The organism is Moorena sp. SIOASIH, from assembly GCF_010671925.1.
Lineage (GTDB): Bacteria > Cyanobacteriota > Cyanobacteriia > Cyanobacteriales > Coleofasciculaceae > Moorena.
Window position 1 is genome coordinate 1,697,386 of sequence record NZ_JAAHIH010000001.1, and the last position, 19,950, is coordinate 1,717,335.

Genomic DNA, 19,950 nt, shown 5'->3' on the forward strand with positions numbered 1-19,950 from the left:
TCGCTCATAAGGGTAAGTTTTTAACTTTGACCTCAGGTGTGGGGTGTGGGGTGTGGGGTGTGGGGTATATAGCAATTCTCATAGTCATGAGGTACAAAGTTCTGGCTTTTAGGGAGCAGGGAGCAGGGAGCAGGTAAGAGGCAAGAGGTAAAAAATCCTGTGTACCTCATAGCTATAAGAAACGCTATAAGAAAATGTACTTAATTTGTCGTTAAAAATCATCAAGACAATAAAAGTACGTACTCGCCCCTTTGTAAAAAACCTACCCTTGTAAGGGGCATCCTGCCCGCCCGAAAATATTCGGTGGGCTTGACTCATTAAGAATTAAATTCGCTGAAGGTGCCCTTTCCAATGGGCGAGTAAATCGCCCTTGGGTCGCACCTCAAGGTGCGCGCACCTTCGGGTCGCACCGACAGGAACAGGCAAGATGCCCATTCCACAGGTGCGACCCGTGGCGAATTTAATTCGCCCTAGGAGGCGCGCACCTAAAAACTATTAAAATCATTCCATTATTAAGCAACGCCTCAGCTCCTCTATTTTTCTTATCATTTTTCTAATCACCCGTTCGCCCACACCCCACACCCTACCAAGTTCACCAGGTTGCTTATCACCGAGTCAGGTATCTAAATGTAGGTACAGACGTGAAATAGATTCAACATTTCTGGTGTATGGTTATGTCTTCGAACACTCTCAATATTACTTCCACTGCTGAAATTGTCAGCTCTATTAGGGAAAAAGGCTATTACTTCGCAGAAAGTGCATTAGATAAGATAGAGGCTGACCGGCTCTTAGAAGAAATCGACTTTGATGAGATTCTGATCAATAAAAATGACCTAGGTGTGGTTTGTTCAGGAAATCAGAAGTTTTTGAGCCATTGCCTGGCCAAGTCGAAGCGAGCCTACGATTTGATTACGTCTCAACAGGTTTTAGATGTTTGTAATGCCTATTTCCAAGAAAGATATCAGCTGATAAATCACAGGTTTTGTCAGACCCGTCGAGGGTTTCATATGCCCTGGCACACAGACAATAATCTGCTGTACGGTAGTCAGTTTTTGGGTAAGCACCAGATGCAAGGTCTGATATTTATTATATATCTTTCCGAGCCAAATTTAAGCCCGTTTCAGTATATTGAGGGTTCCCACCTTTGGTCATCAAAGTATGACGATGAGATTTATATCAGCGATCGCTGGGTTCAAACGCACTATCAGCAGGATATCAGAACCTTTGAAATAAAGAAGGGCGACCTCATCATCTTTGATTTGCATGGTATTCATCGAGCACGCCCGTTTAAAGACAGACATCATGTTCGAAATATTTTTCAGTTCCAGGTCGAGCAAATTAAAGATGAATATCTTGGCCATGGAGAGCAAAATATGGTCAATGCTGGGTTTATCGATAACCCTAGTCCAGACCTTTTCAACTACTTAGGATTTGGCATTCAGCGAAACTATCCAGTCTTTCCGAATAGTTCAATCGCAACTATGGCTATGCCAGAGCTAATGAAGTTATATAAGCAGCTTTTGCTCCTGACGTTTAAGGCAATCACTACGAACCTAGCCAAAGGGCTGCTAACTGGAGAATGGCAGGTGAGTTTAAAACGTAAACTATGGCATCCTAAATTGCCAAGTTCAAACAGCAGAAAGAGTTGATTCAGCAGGCATTGGAACAGTTCCAAAAGGAACGAACCGTGATTGTTATCGCCCACCGACTTTCAACCATTGCTGAGGCTGATCAGATTTTAGTGCTAGAGCGGGGAGAGCTTGTGGAGCAGGGTACCCATAAGTCGCTTCTGCATCAAGGTGAGCGTTATGCACGCTCTTGGAAGTTGCAAAGTAGTCAGGTGGCAGCTTAATAGACCTCTTGCATAAGTCTCATAAACCGTGGGTGTTGACAAGGCAAAAGGAATCCCCCCTAACCCCCCTTAGTAAGGGGGGCAGGCAAAAGGCAAAAGGGATAGATTTTGATTTCATATTTATTTTTGCAAGAGGTTTAACAGTTTAAGGAATTTTATGAAACTTTTTATTACAGGAATTTGTGGCTTTGTGGGCAGTACCCTGACTAAGGCGTTACTTGACCATAAAGCAGATTTAGCCATTACGGGTATTGATAACTTATCTCGGTCAGGCTCTTGGCTTAATCGTGAGATTTTGACTAAGCAAGGGGTGAAGGTGGTTCATGGTGATATTCGTAATGCCAGTGACTTGGAAGCTTTGGGTCCCTTTGACTGGGTGATTGATTGTGCGGCGAATCCCAGTGTATTGGCAGGGGTTGATGGTCAATCGAGTAGTCGTCAACTGATTGAGCATAACTTGGGTGGTACGATTAATCTGCTGGAGGCGTGCAAACGTTGGAATGCAGGTTTCATACTGCTCTCAACCAGCCGGGTATATTCAATTCCACCATTGGCACAATTAAAGGTAGAGGTGCATGACCGGGCTTTTCGGCCTTGTTTAGCTGACTCGTCTAGTTGGCCAGTGGGATTGAGTGAGCAGGGGATTAGTGAAGCATTTTCAACGGCTCCACCGATTTCGTTGTATGGTTCGACAAAGCTGGCATCAGAGACGCTGGCTCTGGAGTATGGATTAACTTTTGAGTTTCCAGTTTGGATTAACCGCTGTGGTGTGTTGGCAGGGGCAGGACAGTTTGGTCATCCAGGACAGGGAATTTTTGCCTTTTGGATTCATAGCTTTCGGGAAAAGCGATCGCTAAAGTATATCGGCTTTGGCGGTAATGGCTATCAGGTACGGGATTGTTTGCATCCTCAAGATTTAGTGTCTTTGTTAGAAAAGCAGTTTACTGAGCCGTTGGTGACGAATAAACCGCGAACTGTGAATTTAAGTGGTGGGGTGAGCAATAGTATGTCACTGCGACAATTAAGTGATTGGTGTGAAGATCGGTTTGGGGCTAATACGGTGGTTCAAACTGATACGGAACGGCCTTTTGACATTGCCTGGATGGTGTTGGATTCGACAAAGGCTGCAAATGTTTGGAGTTGGAAGCCTCAGACTAGTATTTATGACGTGTTGAGAGAGATTGCTGAGTTTGCAGAAGGGCAAAAAGATTGGTGTCAAATCTCTGCTTCATAAGCACATGGCTGAAAATTTTATTTGGTTAATTATTGTTATTGTGACTGTCAGTGTAAATCTATGAGTTGGCTATTTTATTTATGTATTTATAAAAAATCTGTCCATTGTCACCATTGATTTAGTGAATGATTTTAATTTTTATTTATAAATAACTGAACCAAAATGAATGCGATATTGAACTAACCATTTGATAGCTTCAATTTAAATAGTTTTCTAAAAATATAGTTATAGGTTTACTGATATATCAAGACAGTAAACGTATTTATTAAGTGCTTCCTATGCCACCTATTAAGTCACTCAGCGATAGGAATTTATCGTACTATCGAACAGAACATTATTTTGCAAGATATGCAGAATTTGCCAGCTTAGAAGACTACAAGGCTTATTACCAATGGGCAAAACAGCAAGGTGTTAAACTTTATATCTTGGGTAATGGTTCTAATACCTTATATCAGAAACAAAAGGTTAAATCTTTAATTCTTAAAAATAAACTACCTAAAAAGATCGAAGCCTTATCAGCTAACCGTTTTGAAGTATCTTCAACAGTTTTGGTTTTAGAATTATTAAAGGTTTGTTTAGACAATTCCCTGGATTCCTTCTATTACCTTGCCTCAGTCCCTGCAACGATTGGTGGAGCACTAGCCATGAATGCAGGACGCGGGCGCAAGCATAATCTTACCATCTATGATTTTGTCGAGTCTGTTTCTTTCTATGATCATGAAAGCGACACTGTAAAAACCTTAGGAAAAGGAGACATTGTCCAAGGATATCGACAAACAATTTTTACAGGTGTTCAGTCGCGGCTGATCTTGAGTGCAGTCTTTAAATTTCCCGAGTTGACAACTTTGGGCAATCCAATTATGGAACGTTGCAGGTGGTCTAAACAATTTCAAGACTATTCTGGACCAAATTGTGGCTCTGTTTTTAAAACTGTCGATTTTCAAATCATGGAAAAGCTCAAGGGCTTTAGCCTTGGCAATACCAGTTTTTCACAACGGACTGTGAATTGGATTACGAACCATAGCAAAAATTCACGTACAATTTTCTTACTAATTTGGATCACAAAACTACTGCACCGATTAAAGGGTAAGAAAGCAGAGTTAGAACTTATTATTGTCGATTAGGTATATATCGTGAAAGTTGGTATTATTACTATTCACCACACATCTAACTATGGTGCGGTTTTACAAGCCTTCGCTCTGAGTCAGTTTATTCGCTCTCAGGGTCATGAGGTTGAGATTATTGACTACCAACCTCAGGCTGCCAATGAATTCTATTGGAAAGCGATGCGCTTTCTTAACCGCTCAGGACTTTTGGGTATGCCAAGGTTTGATCAGGCGTCTTTCAAGCGATATTGGAAATATATTAAATTTCAAAAGTTTTTCAAAAAATATCTACCCTTAAGTAAAACAAAATTTTCAGATAGAAACTCACTAAAGCAACATGCTCATCAATATGATTTAGTTATTGCTGGCAGTGATCAAATCTGGTGCTTGGATAATCCTTTTCGTGGTTTTGATCCGTCTTTCTTCCTAGACTTCATAGCATCCGACACAGGCTGTGTTAAGGCCAGCTATGCAGCTAGTTGCGGATCATCAAACACATTTGGAGATAGAAAAGATGAGATTAGTGGCCTGATTAATCAGATCGATCATATTTCTGTTCGCGATGGTAATAGTCTTCGTTTAGTAAAACAAGAGTGTGGACGCGATCAAGTAACCTTAGTACTTGACCCTACATTTTTGGGTGATTATCGACAGCTAATAGCAAAGCCAAGGCTTAAAAATAAATACCTTTTACTATACAAACACGGTGCTTTGAATGAAAGGGAAAATTGTCTGATTAAGAAAATAGCCGACAAAAAGGACTTAGATATTGTTTCGGTCGGCAGCCATAGTTCCCTTGCCAAGCATAACTTTGCAGAAGCTGATCCCAAAGAATGGTTAGGATTGTTTAATCAGGCAGATCATATTGTTACGAATACCTTCCACGGAACTATTTTCTCCCTACTTTTCAAACGAAATTTTACAGTTATTGCTAACCCATCTAAACAAAATAAGATCCAAGACCTCTTAAGCAGATTTGGCTTAGATAAAAATATCTTTAACTTCGAGGCAGATGATAATTTTGACTGGGATAACTGTCTTTTGTCTGAAGCTAGATACGATGAATTATGGCAAGCTTTTTCTCCTGAGATTGAACATTCTAAACATTTTCTGATGACGATTCTTTCATCACCTGTCTAAATGCTAAATCATAAAATTGTAAGAGATCACTGTCGCCTAATCTCTATGTCTGGTCAATAGGTTAGCTCTTGTAGAAAGACTATTTAAATATGCTTAAACACCAAAAATATGAAAACCCAGACAGTTTTTCACAGCATCAGTCTGAGAAAAAGTTGGGGCTATATAGTTATCGACCTGATATTGATGGTTTACGAGGTGTAGCTGTCCTGGCAGTTATTGTATTTCATATCAATAAATCATGGCTGCCGGGCGGGTTCACGGGCGTTGATATTTTCTTTGTGATTTCTGGCTGGGGGGGGCGACAAGCGCCAAACCTTTGCAGGGGAGCTTTTACTTGGCTAAAGCCTACGCCAAGGAAAATTGGTGGCCAACTCCTGACCAGGCAGCAATCAGCAAGAGCAGTATCTCCGATGATAACTGCATGAATGGTCTAGATATTAGTGATCATGTTGTGACTAGGGAACAGTTTGAAACGTGCACTATTCCACCTACAACACAAGACAATCTACACATTTTTATGATTGGTGATAGCCACGCCTTTGCGTTAGTACCTATGCTAGGTCAAGTACATAATGAAACTGGCATAGGTGTTACCACCGTTTCATCATCAGCTTGCCCAGTAAGTTTAAATATTTTGCGTAACCGCATTGAAGGTGGTCTATATACAGCTTGTCAAGACTACGTTAAAAGCATGCTTGAACTCGTTCAAGCAACAGCTAAGCCGGGAGATATTGTTCTTATTGCTTCCCGATATAGGACTTACTTGAGTAGTATCCCACCTATTTCTTGGATTGATACGGAATCTTACCATCGAGGTCAGTACGACTTGTTCAGGGATGGAAAATTAATTTCTAAGGCAGATGCTCAAAGACAGGTTGCGACTGATCTAATAGAAATTGGTAACCAGTTAGCGGCTAAAGGAGTAACCCTAGTGCTTCATGCTCCACTGCCAGAGCATCATATCAGAGCTGAGCAGTGCTTGCCAGTTTGGTTTAGTGCTGGCGGGGGACTAAAACCAGAGTGTACTGTTAGTCGTGAAGAAAATCTGGCACATCGGCAACCCGCGATGGATGTCTTACAGACAGTTGAGCAGGCATTAACAAATGTTTATGTCTGGGATGTTTTTGATCAGCTGTGTCCTGGAGAGAAATGTTCACATTTCCGAGATGGTAAACCTCTTTTCCGTGATGATGATCATCTAGCTCTCTATGGGAGTAGGTCTTTAGTGCCTGACTTTATAGTGTTTTTACAGCAGCATGATTTACTTGAAGACGGCAATGTCTAGATAGCAGCGGAGGAATAGAAAAGAATGGTTGCTAAAGTATCAATTGTCATTCCTGCTTACAATCGAGCTAAGGTAATTGGTGAAACACTCGAATCAGTATTAAATCAAACAGAGGAAAATTTCGAGTGTTTAGTCGTTGATGATTGCAGCACGGATGAGACTACCCAGATAGTTGCTGGTTTTCAACGCCGAGATGGTCGGATACACCTGATCCGCAATGAAACGAATCGGGGAGCCTGTTACTCCCGTAACCGAGGTTTAGAACTAGCTAAAGGTAAATTCATCTGTTTTCTGGACTCAGACGATCTTCTGGATGTCAACTATCTTGCTGCTCAATGCACTACCCTTGATAACTTCCCTGACAGGGGATTAGCAGTCTGCCAAACTTTGCGCTTCCATGGACGAGTTGACAATGCCGATGCGGTTTATGGAGGGTTGGAGCCTCCAATTACATTGGCACGATATTTACAGTGCCAAATATCATGGTCAACGGCATCTGCTCTGTGGCGTGTACCTGTGGTAAAAAAAGTTGGTGGATTTCCTTTGCAGCTACCAATGCATCAAGACTGGGAACTGAATGCCCGTTACCTTGCATCAGGGGGTACTGTAGCAATCACACCTAAAACACTTGTTTACTATCGCGACCAGTGGGAACCGCAGCAAATCACTGCCCGCAACAAAAATGACAGGCTTCGTGTTTTTAGCCTTTATAAGTCTCGAAAGATGGTCTTTTATTATGCTTTGAAGATGAACAGCTTAAAGGGAGATGCAAGACTAGCATTATCTCCCCACTTTATTAACTTACCGAGTCAACTGTTCAAATATAGATATTACTGGCAAACATTTGACAGCTTATTTGCATCTATCTATCTGTCAAGACACCTATACCCCCTCAAGAAGTTTATGCTTGAAATTATCAGATAAATAGCTGTACTTTGGACATAATTTTTTTAAAAAATTTTATCTTATTGGTAATCTTGATGTAGCTCTGGTCATTTTGACTAGTCCTTGTCTTAATATAACCCACATTCCACACGTCAATTTCTAGTATACCAAGTAATACGCAAATCCTAGGTAGCTTGGGGATTTTTTTACGTATAAATACTTGATATTTTAAGCTTTTGTGTTTGTCAAGTTGTCCAAATATCGTAATCATTGCGTATTACATAGTGAAGTGCGGAATGTGGGATCTAAATAAATTACATTAAATCAATGCGCCTTCTTTTTGTTACCTCTACACCACCCATACCAACTTGGGGCGGTGCAATGGCCTTTTATCGTCACTTATGCGAGCGTACTGATTTTCAAATCAGCGTCGTTACCGACAATCCCCAAATTCTGGAATACGAAGTTCCCTACAATTACAGCGTAATTTCCCATGGACGAATCTGGCAACGCCTTTGCCGCACTCGCCTAAGTAAAACAGTTCATTCTTGGAGTCATATAGCAGGTACTCGACAAATCCCCAATGCTATCATTGAGCAAGCCCAAGACTTCGGTGCAGAAGCAGTTTTAACCGTTGCAGGTAGTTGGTCTTGGACTGCAAAATTAGCAGGAGATGTTGCTAAACGGCTCAAACTACCCTTAGTAGGTAGTTTTAACGACTGGTGGTATTACAACACCATTCGCCATACTTGGCTAGACCCAATCTTAGAACGCAATTTCAAACAATTTTACCAGCACTGCGATCTAGCGCTATGTACCTCTGAGGGAATGCGTGAAGCCTTAGGTTCCCATCCCAATGCGGTTATCCTCTATCCTACTGGAGCAACTGCACCGACAGAAAACTCTCATAGTGCGATTAATACCAAAGAAAGCTTTACAGTTGCCTTTGGTGGCAATCTAGGGGATTGGTACGGGCACATGTTAGAGGCTTTAGTAACTGAAGCTACTGACAAGAACCTTAACTTTAAGTTTTTTGGCAGTAATGCTAGCTGGAGTGCCAATTTTGATACTAGAGTCAAGGCAAGTGGCATTTACCAAGGACAAGTGCCCTTTGCCCAGCTTAAAGCCGAGATGCAGAAGGTTGATGCTCTATTATTACTAATGGGGTTTGAAGAGAATTGTGCCCTAATTGAACGCACCAGTTTTAAAACTAAGTTTTTAGATTATCTATCCTTTCAGAAACCAATTTTATTATGGGGACCAGATTACTGTTCTGCGGTAAAGATTGCTCAGGAATTTGACTCAGCAGAAATTTGTACTTCCCCTAAAGCAAAAGACTTCTTGCAGAAAATAGTTACTTTGCAACATAATCCTGATCGACAGGCAGAATTGGTTAAAAATTCTCAACATATGTATTCTGAAAGATTCCATCCTGACAAAATTCATCAAGTATTTCTCAAGAGCATGAAAGCACTGGTTGCTTAGTATAGCGCTTTTCAATTGGGTGAGGTAGTTTCGTCCTGGGTTTTAGGGAGCAGGGAGCAGGGAGTAGGGAGTAGGGGTAACAAAATTGAATGTACCTCATAAGTATGGAAAACGCTATAGATAACTGATGACAAGAGCCTTGACAAAAATAGGGTTGCTACAAACATTAGCACTTTTACCCTACAAAGCCACCTTTAAACCGCCGTTGGTTTACTTTCGGGAACCTTTTTTTAAGTGGCAAAATCAGATACGCACTCGTCAGTGGCTGCGGCGAGCACAGTCAAAGCAATGCCATATTCACCCCTCTATTGAAATCCGTGGACAGGCAGACTTTGCACCGTTTATTTCAATTGACCGTCACTGTGTCTTCGAGAAAGATTGTTTAATCTGGATTGCTGATGAAGATGGTGCTCAGCCTGAGCTAACCCTAGAGAGTAATGTCTACTTAGCTCGCGATGTGTATTTAGGTGTTTACCAACCCCTAAAGATTGGCCAAAACACAATCATTGGTGCTTATTCTTACATCATTTCGGCAAACCATTGCTTCAAGGAGCGTCACATTCCCATTCGCTTGCAGGGGTATACCGGAGCTCCGATTCATATTGGTCAGGATGTGTGGATTGGTTGCCATGTGGTGATTTTACCCGGTGTCACCATTGGGGATGGAGCGGTAATTGCAGCAGGAGCTGTTGTTAATAAAGATGTTCCCGCCTATGAAGTGTGGGGAGGTGTACCTGCCCGAAAAATTAGTGAGCGTGGTGAGACGAAACCATGAAAATAGCTATTCTCTCTACAATTGAAAATTATGAGTGGGCAGGTACTGAAGAGGTGTGGGCTCAGTTTGCTAAGGTTGCTCTACAGGAAGGGCATCAAGTGATGGTTGCTGCCCACTGGCGAGTGGCACGTTCGACCCAAGCTCAATCACTCAAGGAATTAGGGCTACAAATCATAGAACGCAGACCCTTTCGCCCTACTCGTCTTTATTTGGCAAAGGAACGGTATTGGAGTGATATGGGCAAACTTCAACGGTTTCAGCCAGATGTTTTGCTGATTAACTCAGGTTCACTATTTGATGTTTTGCATTTGCCAGCCCTACGACAGTTTTGCGATCGCATTAGTGTTCCTAAAGTTTTCTTCTGTCATTTTGTGGCAGAGGGTTTAATGCCTTGCGAGCGAGAGCGCGTCCGCAGTTTTGCCCAAACCATTCAAAATTGGGTATTTGTATCTAAGCACAACCATCAGTTAGCCCAGCGCCAACTAGCCCAACAATTCCATCACGCTGAGGTTATTGTTAACGCAGCAAGATTAAATTTGACCAAGCCTTTACCGTGGTCTTCCCAAGAAGTCCCTCAGCTAGGTTGTGTCGCGCGTTTGGAAACTCGCTGGAAGGGGCAAGATGTGTTGTTGGAAGTGCTAAGTCAGTCCCAGTGGCGCGATCGCCCTTGGCATCTTAATCTTTATGGTGTTGGAGCTGATCAAGACTATATTCAGCAATTGATTCAATATTCTCAATTGAGCGATCGCGTTACCTGTCATGGGTATATTCGAGATATTCAATCGGTGTGGCAACAAAACCATTTGATGGTAATGGCTAGTCGAGGGGAGGGAACTCCATTAGCTGTCCTAGAAGCAATGATGTGTGGTCGCCCAACGGTAACCACTGACGTAGGGGGGAATCGAGAAATTTTAAGTGACGGAGAAACTGGTTTCATTGCAGAGACTGCAACTCCTTATTCATTCGGCAAGACCTTAGAAAAAGCCTGGGAAGAACGCGACTGCTGGTCTGCAATGGGATCTGCAGCACATGAAGTTGCTAAGCAATATGCCCAGTCAAACCCAGCTCAACAACTTCTCGATTATTTAGTAACTATCCCAACAAACTCATAAAAAGTGGATAATAAATTTAATTCACCAAAAGAGCCAAAATCGAATCAGAACAATAAACACAACCATCATAAACAAGGGTTTCTTGAATCGATTCACCTCATGAGAGGATTGGCTGCTGCATTAGTGCTAATTGACCACACCTTCGGGTGGATCGATCTAGGTATTTTGTCTGCTGTCATTGCTCCCATAGATGGTCATGGTCAGGTTGGAGTCACAATATTTTTTGTTATTTCTGGCTTTATCTTGCCCTATTCTATGTTATCAAAATATAAACTAAAGCACTACACTACCTTTATTGCCAAGCGTCTGATTCGGCTAGATCCTGTTTATTATGTTGCTATATTATTTTCTATACTATTACTTTATGTAAAAACGCGCTTATCAGCCAATGGTGTTCCTTGGGAATTAGATTGGGGACAGTTATTTGCTCACTTTCTTTATTTCATTCCTTTTACAAATTATAAATGGTTAAATGAGGCTTTTTGGACTTTAGGTATTGAGTTTCAGTTTTATTTACTGCTAGGTCTTATTTTCCCCTTGATTAAATATGCTATTAGAGAGCATAGTCGGTTATTTTGTATTTTGAGTATTTTATTAGCAATTTTAGCTCTCAATCTAAGTGCGTTAGCTGCTGGCATCGGATTTAAAATCGTACCATACCTGGCTTTATTTATCTTGGGAATACTCAGCTTTGGGTATTACATTAAGTGGCTAAAAACTAGCGATTTTTGGGTGACTAGTTTTCTGGTGGTGATAATTTATTCTCTAAGTCCTGCCGGTGATGTGAGTAAGAGCCTAGTAGCAGCCATATCAGTTTTAGCGATAATTTTTTGGCAAGCACCAGTAATCAAGCTAAGATTTTTGGGTACTATTTCCTATTCCCTTTATGTAATTCATTATCCTATTACTGCTTTTATAAATGGAAATGTTGGTAAAACTTTAGTTGAAAAAGGTGGTATTTGGTCATCAATACCTTGGATTTTTCCTATGGCTAGCCTAAGTATATCCTTGCTAGCAGCTTGGATGATGTACTTACTAATTGAAGTACCTACTATGAAACTAGCGAAGAAAATTCGCTATCAAAGTTAAAAAACTATGGATACGTATTAAAATTAATCTATGGCAGAAGCTCCTACAATTAAAGTAGCGAAAATTATCAAGTATTAATTCCAATATTTTTTATTATAAAAATTTATAACAATTACATGGATTTAAAAAAATATGGTAATGTAATTAATCACCAAATATATTATTTTTTAATTCATAACTTAAATTTTTCTGTAATTTCAGATGATTGTTGGGGCGGACAAATATATCGCGATATAGGGAGGCATTACTTAACACCATTTGTTGGTACATTCATCAATCCAGAGGACTACTTAAAGCTGTGCATAAATCTTCAGGACTATCTTCTATTGCCATTGCACTTTATAGAAAGTAACAAGTGTAGACCTGGAGAAGATAGTCCTTTCCCAATAGCGATGCTCGGTGATATAGAGATTAATTTTATGCACTATAATAGCCGAGAAGAAGCTTTGCAGAAGTGGACAAGACGTATTCAGCGCGTTAATTTTGATAATGTCTTCTTTAAAATTGACTTTGAACGTCAAGGACCTTATGGAAAACGCCCCTACAACACCACAGATATCCGCAATTGGAATCACCTCAGATTTTCGAATTCAATTGCTATTACTTCACAGAAACAATCTGGAATTTTCCAAAGCCTATATTTACCAGAACATCACCCTAATGCAGTGATTACCTACTGGCGTTCTAGAAGGCATTTTTCATTAGTTAATTGGTTAAACAAAGGAGAAATTAATAACACATTAAGCAACTGTATTGTGTCTTACTTTTTACCAAAAAATTAGTGTTATTCTAGAGAATAAAGAATTTATCATATTTTATAAATTATCCTGTATGGTAAAAGTTTCCGTCATTATCCCTAACTACAATCGCGAGACTTTAGTTGGCGACACTATTGAAAACATGCTTCGTCAGAGTCTGCCACCCCATGAAGTAATTGTAGTAGATGATGGTTCAACTGATAACTCAGTTAGTGTAATCAAAAAATTTGGTAACCGAGTAACGCTAATTGAGCAAACAAATCAAGGACCAAGTGCAGCGAGAAACTTGGGTTTAAAGGTTGCCTCTGGAGACTTTATTCAGTTTATGGACAGTGATGATTTAGCTTCCCTTAATAAGCTAGAAGTGCAAGCTAGAGTATTACAGGAGCAAGAGGCAGATATTGTTTATGGTGCTTGGACTAAAGCTTGGCTGACGAATGGTCAAGTAAAATTACAAGATGTGGTACTACAGCAAGCTCCTTTACCGTCCCATCAACATCCCCTGTTCTGGTTTTTAACTTCTTGGTCAATGGTATTTCAACAATGCCTAGTACGCAAATCCTTACTAGATAGAATCGGAGGTTACCGCGAAGACCTAAGACTGTATGAAGATGGAGAACTCTTTGTACGTATGCTATTAGCTGGAGCTAAACTTGTCCATGAATCAGAAACTCTCACTCTCTACAGGTTAGAAGATCATGGTAAACTAACAGCATCTGGCAGCCAACAACATAGAAAAATACTAGATAAAGCTCGCTTTCATATTCTAATTGCCAACTTGCTGAAGCAAGAACCAGCATTCAGTAAAATTCTGACCCATCCTGAATTTAGAGCCAATGCTTGGTCTAGCCTTAAAGACTTAGAAAAATTTCCAAATAACTCGGATAGTTTGTCCCATTCTCTAAAAGATTTTTTAGGTCAAGAAAATTTACTGTTACTGAGTATAATCAACTGGCTGCGCCAAAAAAGTAAAGGAATACAATATCGTCTTAAAGGTCATCGATGGTCTCATGGTTATCAAGCATATCCTCTTACAGCCAAACAACAAAAACTTATAGAAAAATTGGGATTTTCTGTTTCCTAACCATTTCCGATGTCAAACACTGCAAATACTTTATTAATCGTTGAAGAAGCCCTCAGAGATCTCAAAGCCCACTGGTTCGAGTATATTAAAACCATTACTCAAGCTGCGGAAGCCCAGGGATGGCAAGTTCAGGTTGGTGCTCACCACGATGTCGTTCCAGAAATTTGCCAAGAATTAAAAGTTTTTCCCCTGTTTCGTTACGCTCGATATCTAGACAACCAGAAAAAAAAGTTACCGGGTGAGAGATATTATGGCTTTTTGCTCCATAGTTGGCGATGTTTAGTTGTTCTCGTGCCCCTACTAGGGAAACAGCCCCGTTATGAGCATATTTTTGTGCCTACGGTTTTGATACATCATCTGCTGGCTTGGTGGATGATTATGACATTTCATCCTCAAAGACCTCAGCATTTAACCCTATTTTTTGTAGCCAATCCGGGGATTTGGGATCGTAATATTCAGAAGTCAATCTTACCATCATCTCCCCTCCTAGGAATTCAACGCTTCCTACTCCGCCGTTTTCAGAAGCTAGTGGCACAAGGAACAGTTACCTTGGCTGTGGAAACCAAGGGAGCAAAACGGGAGTTTGAGGAACTAACTAATTTACCGTTCCAGCTTTTCCCCCATCCTGTACCTCAGTTAACAGAATCTAGCCCACTATCAATTAGATTATCATCAACTCAAGAATCATCCAGTGCCCCCACCTTTGCTTGCTACGGTTTTGCGAGATATGAGAAGGGTTCTGATATGTTCAAAACAGCCATTGAGCAACTCTTGAGTCAACAGCAAGACATTCCGGTTCAATTCTGTATTCAATGGGTTGAACCTTTTAGCTTACCCGATGGCAGTATCTGTGAGCCTGGTTCCCTACTGCGCCAACATCCCCAGGTGACAATAATTGATCGCCCTCTCCAATCCCATGACTATCAGACTTTACTGAGCAAGACCGACTGCATGATTTTACCCTATCGCAATAGTTCTTACCATGCTCGTGTTTCCCGCGTAGCCATTGAGGCTGTATGTTTGGGAATTCCCCTGATTTACACTAAAGGGGGCTGGCTAGAAGAAATTGTTAGTGAGTTTGGTAGTGGGATTGGTATTGAGGATGAGTGTACACAAGAGCTAACCCAAGCAATTATTACCCTTGGAGAAAATTTAGCTGAATATACTCAACTTGCTCTAGGAAAAAGGGCAAAAGCTCAACAATACTTCTCACCAGCAAATTTCTGTCAGCAACTTTTGTCCCCGAATAAGATTTAAAGATGAAGTTACTTTACTATTCTCCTGCTAGCTATGGAGGACTAGCTGACTATGCCCATTACCAAGCTAATGCCCTTGTATCTGCTGGCGCAGAGGTAACGTTACTGACTACGCCCAACTATCCCGTAGGTAGGGGAGAAGCCTATGAGATTGTACCGATTTTGGATGATACCACGGCAAGTCCTGGGGTGCATAAACCAATGCCCAAGGTTCTTAAAGCAGGCTATCTTTCCTATAATCTGCTCACCAATATTGCTAGATTAACCCGTTTTATTGAAGAACATCGGTTTTGTCACGTCTTAATGGGTTCTTACCTGGAATACCTTGCTCCTTTGTGGGCACATCGCCTGAGGCGATTAGCCAATCGGGGAGTGGTATTTGGTGCAGTAGTCCATGATCCCGTGCGAGATTTTGTTCTGGGGCCTCAATGGTGGCATCGTTGCTCTATTGCAGCAGGCTATTCGTTTCTGCGGGAGGCATTTGTTCATGAAGCAATTGATTTAGATACGGTTCGCCCTATGCCTCAACTGCGCACAACAGTTATTCCTTGTGGTAGTTTTGAGCTTCCCCCAGCAAATCAATCTAGGGAAAAAACATGCAACTCACTTGATCTACCTCCAGAGGCTAAGGTGATGTTGTCCTTTGGCCATATTCGTCCTAACAAGAATCTCAACTTGGTAATTGAAGCGATGGCTCGTGTCCCTGATGTATATTTAGTAGTCGCGGGTAAAGAACAGTCTTCTAGTCAGCAACTTGCTCGTCGTTATCAAGAACTAGCTCAGGAATTGGGTGTAGCAGATCGCTGTCGCTGGCAGATTGGCTTTATTCCCGAAGGGGAAATTCCCAATCTCTTTGACATGAGTGATTTAATTTTGTTGACATATGATCAGACATTCCACTCTGCTAGTGCTGTTTTAAGCGTTGCCACACACCATCATAAACTTTGCTTGGCTTCTAGTGGAGAAGGACCTTTGAAAGAGGTAGTGAAAAAATATCAACTGGGGTTGTGGGTTGAGCCTAATAGTGTAACAGCGATTGTCGAGGGCTTAAAGTCATGGCTGGAAACGCCAGTTAAACCTTGCTGGGAAGAGTATTTTCGGGACAATTCTTGGCATAAAAATGCCCAGATTGTTCTTAGTGTTTTAAAAACTTAAACAAATCTGCCTATAAGTCCTAATCAGTGAATCCTAAAATTATTGCAGGTAGTTTGCTCAACTATCACTACAACCATTGCCTTAGTAACTGTCCCTCCCGTAAAATCCGCATTGCTTACCTCAAGGCATATTTAGCTAGGCTAGGAAAGGAAACATCGGTTCAAATGGGCTGTCGCTTTCTTAACGGGCGTAAAGTCTATTTGGGCGATCGCAACGTAATTAACTTTGGTTGTTTATTGGATGGTCGCCATTATCAAATTCACACTGGTAACGATGTTTCTATTGGTCCAGAGGCAACAATTTTAACCTTAGGACATAATCCCCAATCCCCTAGTTTTGCCGATCGAGGTGGAGATGTCATTATTGGCGATCGCGTTTGGATTGCTTATCGAGCTATTATTTTACCTTCAGTAAAAATAGGAGAAGGTGCGGTAATTGGTGCAGGGTCAGTAGTCACTAAAGATGTGGAACCCTACACCGTTGTGGCAGGTAATCCCGCTAGATTTATTAAGAAGCGAAATCCCGAGTTAGACTATCAATTACATTACCACCCATGGCTCCTGTAAAAAAGACTAAAAAACCTTTCGGCTATGGCATTATTTTATTTCCTTGGCTCGGACTTATTTTAGTTTCACCAATTTTAGGGACTTTAGCAATTAACAAATATCCACGCAATGCCATCCTAGAAACATGGTCACATTGGCTATCTGAACAACGCAATGCTACTGCTGTATTTTGTGGTGACTCACTAGCAGCTGGAGGTGGACATTGGGGACCTAGAGTTGGTCTTGGGTATTTTACCACTCGGAATCTGGCTGGGAATGGATACACCATTCGACAAACTATTTCACAAGTTAAAAAAGCAAATATATACCAACCCAAATGGATTATTGTTGCAGCAGGTACAAATGATGCATTTTCTATACTCGATGAACGTCAAACTATTGAAGATTCAATATTAGATTTTAGCAAACTAATCAATTCAACTCAATCTTCTCTAATTTTGACTCTTCCACCTCCCACAAGAAGACCTGAAGTCAACGATATTCTTATGAAGCTGCGTAAAGAAATGATTCGTGTTGCTCAATCATCTAATCTTCAAATTATTGATTCTTGGTCAGAATTTATTGATGATGAAGGTTTACTTAAAAAAGAAATGACAACAGATGGTGTGCATCTAACTGATAAAGCCTACGAAATTTGGTCACAAAAAATTCAGATTCAGATGCTCTAGAAAGATTTAGTTTGCTATATAACAATTAACATGGAATTATCATATTTAGACTTCTGCCCAAGTCTCAAGAACATTATCGCAACGGGGAAAAGTATTGATGAAAATAACAACACTATCCCTGTGTCAGGTTTATCAAGTATTAACAATATCAAGGTACTGCGAGAAATTATTCTCGCTAAACGTCCCCAGAAAACCCTAGAAATCGGCTTAGCTTATGGAGGAAGTGCACTAGCTATTCTTTCAAGCCTTCAAGAAATTCACAAAGATAACAACTTTCTGCATACAGCCATAGACCCTTTTCAGAAAAAATCTTGGAAAAATAGTGCCTTGGCTGTGTTAGAAGCGGAAAATCTAAGTCAACGATTTAGGTTTATTGAAGATTTTTCTTATTTAAGCTTGCCTCAACTAGTAAAATCACAAGAAAAATTTGATCTTATTTATGTTGACGGTTCCCATTTGTTTGAAGACGTATTTATAGATTTTTATTATTCCACACTTTTACTCAAAAAAGACGGAATTATTATGTTTGATGATTGCACTGATAGCCATGTACATAAGCTGATTAGGTTTATCAAAACTAACTATTCTGATTTACTAGCTAGCTTTTCTTTAGAGAAATATACTCAGAAAAGTTTTTTGAAGAAAATAGTGAATAGATTGGGATACAGACAAATGGAGGCTTTTAAACTGATTGGGACTCCTCCAAGAGGTGCTGAAGCGTGGAATTCAAAATTGAAATCATTCTAGTCTAATTATCAATAAATTATCACAATAAACTTTGCAGGTATAAATCTTTTTATCTCAATATATTTGTGTTTAAACAATCTCATCAGTGGATTTGCCTTCAAGTTGGAGCAAGAGAACATTACGCAATCCCCAGATCCCTACATCAACAGGGTAACCTATCTCACCTAATCACAGACGCCTGGATTACTCCCGACTCTTTCCTCAACTATCTACCCAAAAACCTGCTCACCAGTTTACGCGATCGCTTCCACCCAGATCTTGCTCAAGCATCCACTCACACCTTTACCAATTCCTTAATTCAGCTAGAAATCCAGCAACGTCTGCAAAAAGTGCGTGGTTGGGAGCAAATCATTGCCCGTAATCACTGGTTTCAACAAAACGCTGTCAACTATCTGGCAAAAATTGCTCCAAAATTTAATAAACCTCCCATCCTCTTTACTTACAGCTACGCAGCCTTAGATCTATTACAATTTGCCAAAGCTCAAGGGTGGCGCACTGTCCTCGGACAAATAGATCCAGGAATTGTGGAAGAAAAAATTGTTGCCCAAGCCCACCGCCAACATCCCCATTATCATTCAACCTGGCAACCAGCACCCCCAGACTATTGGACTAACTGGCAAAAAGAATGTCACCTAGCAGACCGGATTTTAGTTAACTCCACCTGGTCTAGCCAAGCCCTACAACAAGTTGGGGTACCCTCACAGAAAATTGCCGTAATTCCCTTAGCTTACCAACCACCTACCCAACCTCAAGGCTTTGTGCGCACCTATCCAGAACACTTTTCCCCTCAGCGTCCCCTCAGAGTGCTGTTCCTCGGACAAGTTATCCTACGTAAAGGTATCTTTCCCCTGCTGGAAGCAGCTAGATTATTACAACAGGAACCCATTGAATTTCAGATTGTAGGATCCCTAGGGATTACCCTCACCCCAGCCCAACAAAACTTGCCAAATGTGCGCTGGATTGGTTCCGTTCCCCGCAGTGCCACCAGCCAGTATTATCAACAAGCAGATGTATTTCTCTTCCCTACCCTTTCCGATGGCTTTGGTTTAACTCAACTAGAAGCTCAAGCTTGGAAATTACCCCTGATAGTATCCCGATATTGTGGAGAAGTGGTGAAAGATCAAGAGAATGGCTTGATCTTACCAGAGGTTTCAGGAGAAGCAATTTCTCAAACCTTGCAATGGTGTCTTAATCACCCCCAACAATTGCAGTATTTTGCTCAAAACTCCACAAATCTCTCTCAATTTAGTTTGTCCCAACTCCAACAAAATCTGCAACATATATAGCAATTATCAAACTCATGAGGTACAATTTTATGGGTTTTAGGGAACAGGGAACAGGGAACAGGGAACAGGGAACAGGGAACAGGGAGCAGGGAGCAGGGAGCAGTATGAAAGAGCTTGGAGGATTTTTTGGTGTTATCAGAAATCAGCAAGATTGTTCATAACCTATTTATATAGCGTTTATCATAGCTATGAGGTACACATTCTTTTTTCCCTCTTGCCTCTTGCCTCTTGCCTCTTGCCTCTTGCCTCTTGCCTCTTGCCTACTCCCTACTCCCTACTCCCTACTCCCTACTCCCTACTCCCTACTCCCTACTCCCTACTCCCTACTCCCTACTCCCTACTCCCTACTCCCTACTCCCTACTCCCTACTAAAAAAAAAAAAACAACTACATCAAAACGTCTATCAATAGCACAAAATATCCGACCACACTCCCGAACTAATTAGCGACGACATATCGTGACAAGCA

At 41.0% G+C, this 19,950-nt stretch carries 23 protein-coding genes; 20 read left to right on the forward strand and 3 right to left on the reverse strand.

Annotated features, from left to right (window positions below; genetic code table 11):
• Nucleotides 1–32: 32 nt before the first annotated feature.
• On the reverse strand, nucleotides 33–170 hold the full coding sequence (locus F6J90_RS07390; RefSeq protein ID WP_293091798.1) for a hypothetical protein: 138 nt from the start codon (nucleotides 168–170) through the stop codon (nucleotides 33–35).
• Nucleotides 171–674: 504 nt separating this feature from the next.
• Here F6J90_RS07390 and F6J90_RS07395 point away from each other — a divergent pair.
• The 8 genes from F6J90_RS07395 to F6J90_RS07430 all read left to right on the forward strand — a co-directional run bounded on the left by F6J90_RS07395 (nucleotide 675) and on the right by F6J90_RS07430 (nucleotide 8,987).
• Nucleotides 675–1,649 carry a phytanoyl-CoA dioxygenase family protein gene (locus tag F6J90_RS07395; protein WP_293091799.1) on the forward strand — a complete coding sequence of 325 codons (975 nt, stop codon included), beginning with the start codon at nucleotides 675–677 and terminating at the stop codon, nucleotides 1,647–1,649.
• Nucleotides 1,646–1,852 (forward strand): hypothetical protein, encoded by a 207-nt coding sequence (locus F6J90_RS07400; protein ID WP_293091800.1) that lies wholly within the window; start codon nucleotides 1,646–1,648, stop codon nucleotides 1,850–1,852. The genes F6J90_RS07395 and F6J90_RS07400 overlap by 4 nt, the downstream gene beginning before the upstream one ends.
• A 157-nt stretch (nucleotides 1,853–2,009) precedes the next feature.
• A complete protein-coding gene (locus F6J90_RS07405) occupies nucleotides 2,010–3,086 on the forward strand; it encodes an NAD-dependent epimerase/dehydratase family protein (RefSeq protein WP_293091801.1) in 1,077 nt (358 codons plus the stop codon).
• Nucleotides 3,087–3,364: 278 nt separating this feature from the next.
• Nucleotides 3,365–4,210 (forward strand): FAD-binding protein, encoded by an 846-nt coding sequence (locus F6J90_RS07410; protein WP_293091802.1) that lies wholly within the window; start codon nucleotides 3,365–3,367, stop codon nucleotides 4,208–4,210.
• A gap of 9 nt (nucleotides 4,211–4,219) precedes the next feature.
• Nucleotides 4,220–5,332, forward strand: coding sequence for a polysaccharide pyruvyl transferase family protein (locus F6J90_RS07415; protein ID WP_293091803.1), 1,113 nt, complete (start codon nucleotides 4,220–4,222; stop codon nucleotides 5,330–5,332).
• Nucleotides 5,333–5,666: 334 nt separating this feature from the next.
• Nucleotides 5,667–6,617, forward strand: a complete 951-nt coding sequence (locus F6J90_RS07420) for an SGNH hydrolase domain-containing protein (protein ID WP_293091804.1) — start codon at nucleotides 5,667–5,669, stop codon at nucleotides 6,615–6,617.
• A 24-nt stretch (nucleotides 6,618–6,641) separates the two neighbouring features.
• Nucleotides 6,642–7,541 (forward strand): glycosyltransferase family A protein, encoded by a 900-nt coding sequence (locus F6J90_RS07425; RefSeq protein WP_293091805.1) that lies wholly within the window; start codon nucleotides 6,642–6,644, stop codon nucleotides 7,539–7,541.
• Between the two features lie 288 nt (nucleotides 7,542–7,829).
• Nucleotides 7,830–8,987, forward strand: coding sequence for a hypothetical protein (locus tag F6J90_RS07430; RefSeq protein ID WP_293091806.1), 1,158 nt, complete (start codon nucleotides 7,830–7,832; stop codon nucleotides 8,985–8,987).
• Nucleotides 8,988–8,998: 11 nt separating this feature from the next.
• On the opposite strand, the gene F6J90_RS07435 is transcribed toward F6J90_RS07430, so the two are convergent.
• Nucleotides 8,999–9,133 carry a hypothetical protein gene (locus tag F6J90_RS07435; RefSeq protein WP_293091807.1) on the reverse strand — a complete coding sequence of 45 codons (135 nt, stop codon included), beginning with the start codon at nucleotides 9,131–9,133 and terminating at the stop codon, nucleotides 8,999–9,001.
• An 8-nt stretch (nucleotides 9,134–9,141) separates the two neighbouring features.
• On the opposite strand from F6J90_RS07435, the gene F6J90_RS07440 reads away from it, so the two are divergent.
• The 11 genes from F6J90_RS07440 (at nucleotide 9,142) to F6J90_RS07490 (ending at nucleotide 19,483) form a co-directional block, all read left to right on the forward strand.
• The gene (locus F6J90_RS07440; RefSeq protein ID WP_293091808.1) at nucleotides 9,142–9,762 is read left to right on the forward strand and encodes an acyltransferase; all 621 of its coding nucleotides are present in this window, start codon (nucleotides 9,142–9,144) and stop codon (nucleotides 9,760–9,762) included.
• Nucleotides 9,759–10,874 (forward strand): glycosyltransferase family 4 protein, encoded by a 1,116-nt coding sequence (locus F6J90_RS07445; protein ID WP_293091809.1) that lies wholly within the window; start codon nucleotides 9,759–9,761, stop codon nucleotides 10,872–10,874. Before F6J90_RS07440 ends, F6J90_RS07445 begins: the two co-directional genes overlap by 4 nt.
• 3 nt (nucleotides 10,875–10,877) lie before the next feature.
• Entirely contained in the window at nucleotides 10,878–11,963 is a 1,086-nt protein-coding gene (locus F6J90_RS07450; protein WP_293091810.1) for an acyltransferase, read from the forward strand.
• A gap of 116 nt (nucleotides 11,964–12,079) precedes the next feature.
• Nucleotides 12,080–12,745, forward strand: coding sequence for a DUF1919 domain-containing protein (locus tag F6J90_RS07455; RefSeq protein ID WP_293091811.1), 666 nt, complete (start codon nucleotides 12,080–12,082; stop codon nucleotides 12,743–12,745).
• Nucleotides 12,746–12,794: 49 nt separating this feature from the next.
• The gene (locus F6J90_RS07460; RefSeq protein WP_293091812.1) at nucleotides 12,795–13,805 is read left to right on the forward strand and encodes a glycosyltransferase; all 1,011 of its coding nucleotides are present in this window, start codon (nucleotides 12,795–12,797) and stop codon (nucleotides 13,803–13,805) included.
• 9 nt (nucleotides 13,806–13,814) lie between these two features.
• Nucleotides 13,815–15,062 carry a glycosyltransferase gene (locus tag F6J90_RS07465; RefSeq protein ID WP_293091813.1) on the forward strand — a complete coding sequence of 416 codons (1,248 nt, stop codon included), beginning with the start codon at nucleotides 13,815–13,817 and terminating at the stop codon, nucleotides 15,060–15,062.
• A gap of 2 nt (nucleotides 15,063–15,064) precedes the next feature.
• The gene (locus tag F6J90_RS07470) at nucleotides 15,065–16,216 is read left to right on the forward strand and encodes a glycosyltransferase family 4 protein (protein WP_293091814.1); all 1,152 of its coding nucleotides are present in this window, start codon (nucleotides 15,065–15,067) and stop codon (nucleotides 16,214–16,216) included.
• Between the two features lie 26 nt (nucleotides 16,217–16,242).
• A complete protein-coding gene (locus F6J90_RS43485; protein ID WP_366513706.1) occupies nucleotides 16,243–16,782 on the forward strand; it encodes a DapH/DapD/GlmU-related protein in 540 nt (179 codons plus the stop codon).
• Complete coding sequence (locus F6J90_RS07480) at nucleotides 16,770–17,450, forward strand: GDSL-type esterase/lipase family protein (RefSeq protein ID WP_293091815.1); 681 nt, start codon at nucleotides 16,770–16,772, stop codon at nucleotides 17,448–17,450. The genes F6J90_RS43485 and F6J90_RS07480 overlap by 13 nt, the downstream gene beginning before the upstream one ends.
• A gap of 30 nt (nucleotides 17,451–17,480) precedes the next feature.
• Nucleotides 17,481–18,197, forward strand: coding sequence for a class I SAM-dependent methyltransferase (locus tag F6J90_RS07485; RefSeq protein WP_293091816.1), 717 nt, complete (start codon nucleotides 17,481–17,483; stop codon nucleotides 18,195–18,197).
• A gap of 65 nt (nucleotides 18,198–18,262) precedes the next feature.
• On the forward strand, nucleotides 18,263–19,483 hold the full coding sequence (locus tag F6J90_RS07490; protein ID WP_293091817.1) for a glycosyltransferase family 4 protein: 1,221 nt from the start codon (nucleotides 18,263–18,265) through the stop codon (nucleotides 19,481–19,483).
• On the opposite strand, the gene F6J90_RS07495 is transcribed toward F6J90_RS07490, so the two are convergent.
• Nucleotides 19,438–19,632, reverse strand: a complete 195-nt coding sequence (locus F6J90_RS07495; RefSeq protein WP_293091818.1) for a hypothetical protein — start codon at nucleotides 19,630–19,632, stop codon at nucleotides 19,438–19,440. The two genes, F6J90_RS07490 and F6J90_RS07495, sit on opposite strands and share 46 nt — an antisense overlap.
• Nucleotides 19,633–19,739: 107 nt before the next feature.
• Between F6J90_RS07495 and F6J90_RS07500 the strand changes: the two genes are divergently transcribed.
• Nucleotides 19,740–19,928 carry a hypothetical protein gene (locus tag F6J90_RS07500; protein ID WP_293091819.1) on the forward strand — a complete coding sequence of 63 codons (189 nt, stop codon included), beginning with the start codon at nucleotides 19,740–19,742 and terminating at the stop codon, nucleotides 19,926–19,928.
• The last annotated feature ends 22 nt before the right edge of the window (nucleotides 19,929–19,950 follow it).

Excerpts from the sequence above, each read along its gene's own strand:
- F6J90_RS07390 (WP_293091798.1), bottom strand. The coding sequence starts at position 170 with ATGAGGTACACAGGATTTTTTACCTCTTGCCTCTTACCTGCTCCCTGC.
- F6J90_RS07395 (WP_293091799.1), top strand. The coding sequence starts at position 675 with ATGTCTTCGAACACTCTCAATATTACTTCCACTGCTGAAATTGTCAGC.
- F6J90_RS07405 (WP_293091801.1), top strand. The coding sequence starts at position 2,010 with ATGAAACTTTTTATTACAGGAATTTGTGGCTTTGTGGGCAGTACCCTG.
- F6J90_RS07410 (WP_293091802.1), top strand. The coding sequence starts at position 3,365 with ATGCCACCTATTAAGTCACTCAGCGATAGGAATTTATCGTACTATCGA.
- F6J90_RS07425 (WP_293091805.1), top strand. The coding sequence starts at position 6,642 with ATGGTTGCTAAAGTATCAATTGTCATTCCTGCTTACAATCGAGCTAAG.
- F6J90_RS07430 (WP_293091806.1), top strand. The coding sequence starts at position 7,830 with ATGCGCCTTCTTTTTGTTACCTCTACACCACCCATACCAACTTGGGGC.
- F6J90_RS07445 (WP_293091809.1), top strand. The coding sequence starts at position 9,759 with ATGAAAATAGCTATTCTCTCTACAATTGAAAATTATGAGTGGGCAGGT.
- F6J90_RS07455 (WP_293091811.1), top strand. The coding sequence starts at position 12,080 with ATGGATTTAAAAAAATATGGTAATGTAATTAATCACCAAATATATTAT.
- F6J90_RS07460 (WP_293091812.1), top strand. The coding sequence starts at position 12,795 with ATGGTAAAAGTTTCCGTCATTATCCCTAACTACAATCGCGAGACTTTA.
- F6J90_RS07465 (WP_293091813.1), top strand. The coding sequence starts at position 13,815 with ATGTCAAACACTGCAAATACTTTATTAATCGTTGAAGAAGCCCTCAGA.
- F6J90_RS07470 (WP_293091814.1), top strand. The coding sequence starts at position 15,065 with ATGAAGTTACTTTACTATTCTCCTGCTAGCTATGGAGGACTAGCTGAC.
- F6J90_RS07480 (WP_293091815.1), top strand. The coding sequence starts at position 16,770 with ATGGCTCCTGTAAAAAAGACTAAAAAACCTTTCGGCTATGGCATTATT.
- F6J90_RS07485 (WP_293091816.1), top strand. The coding sequence starts at position 17,481 with ATGGAATTATCATATTTAGACTTCTGCCCAAGTCTCAAGAACATTATC.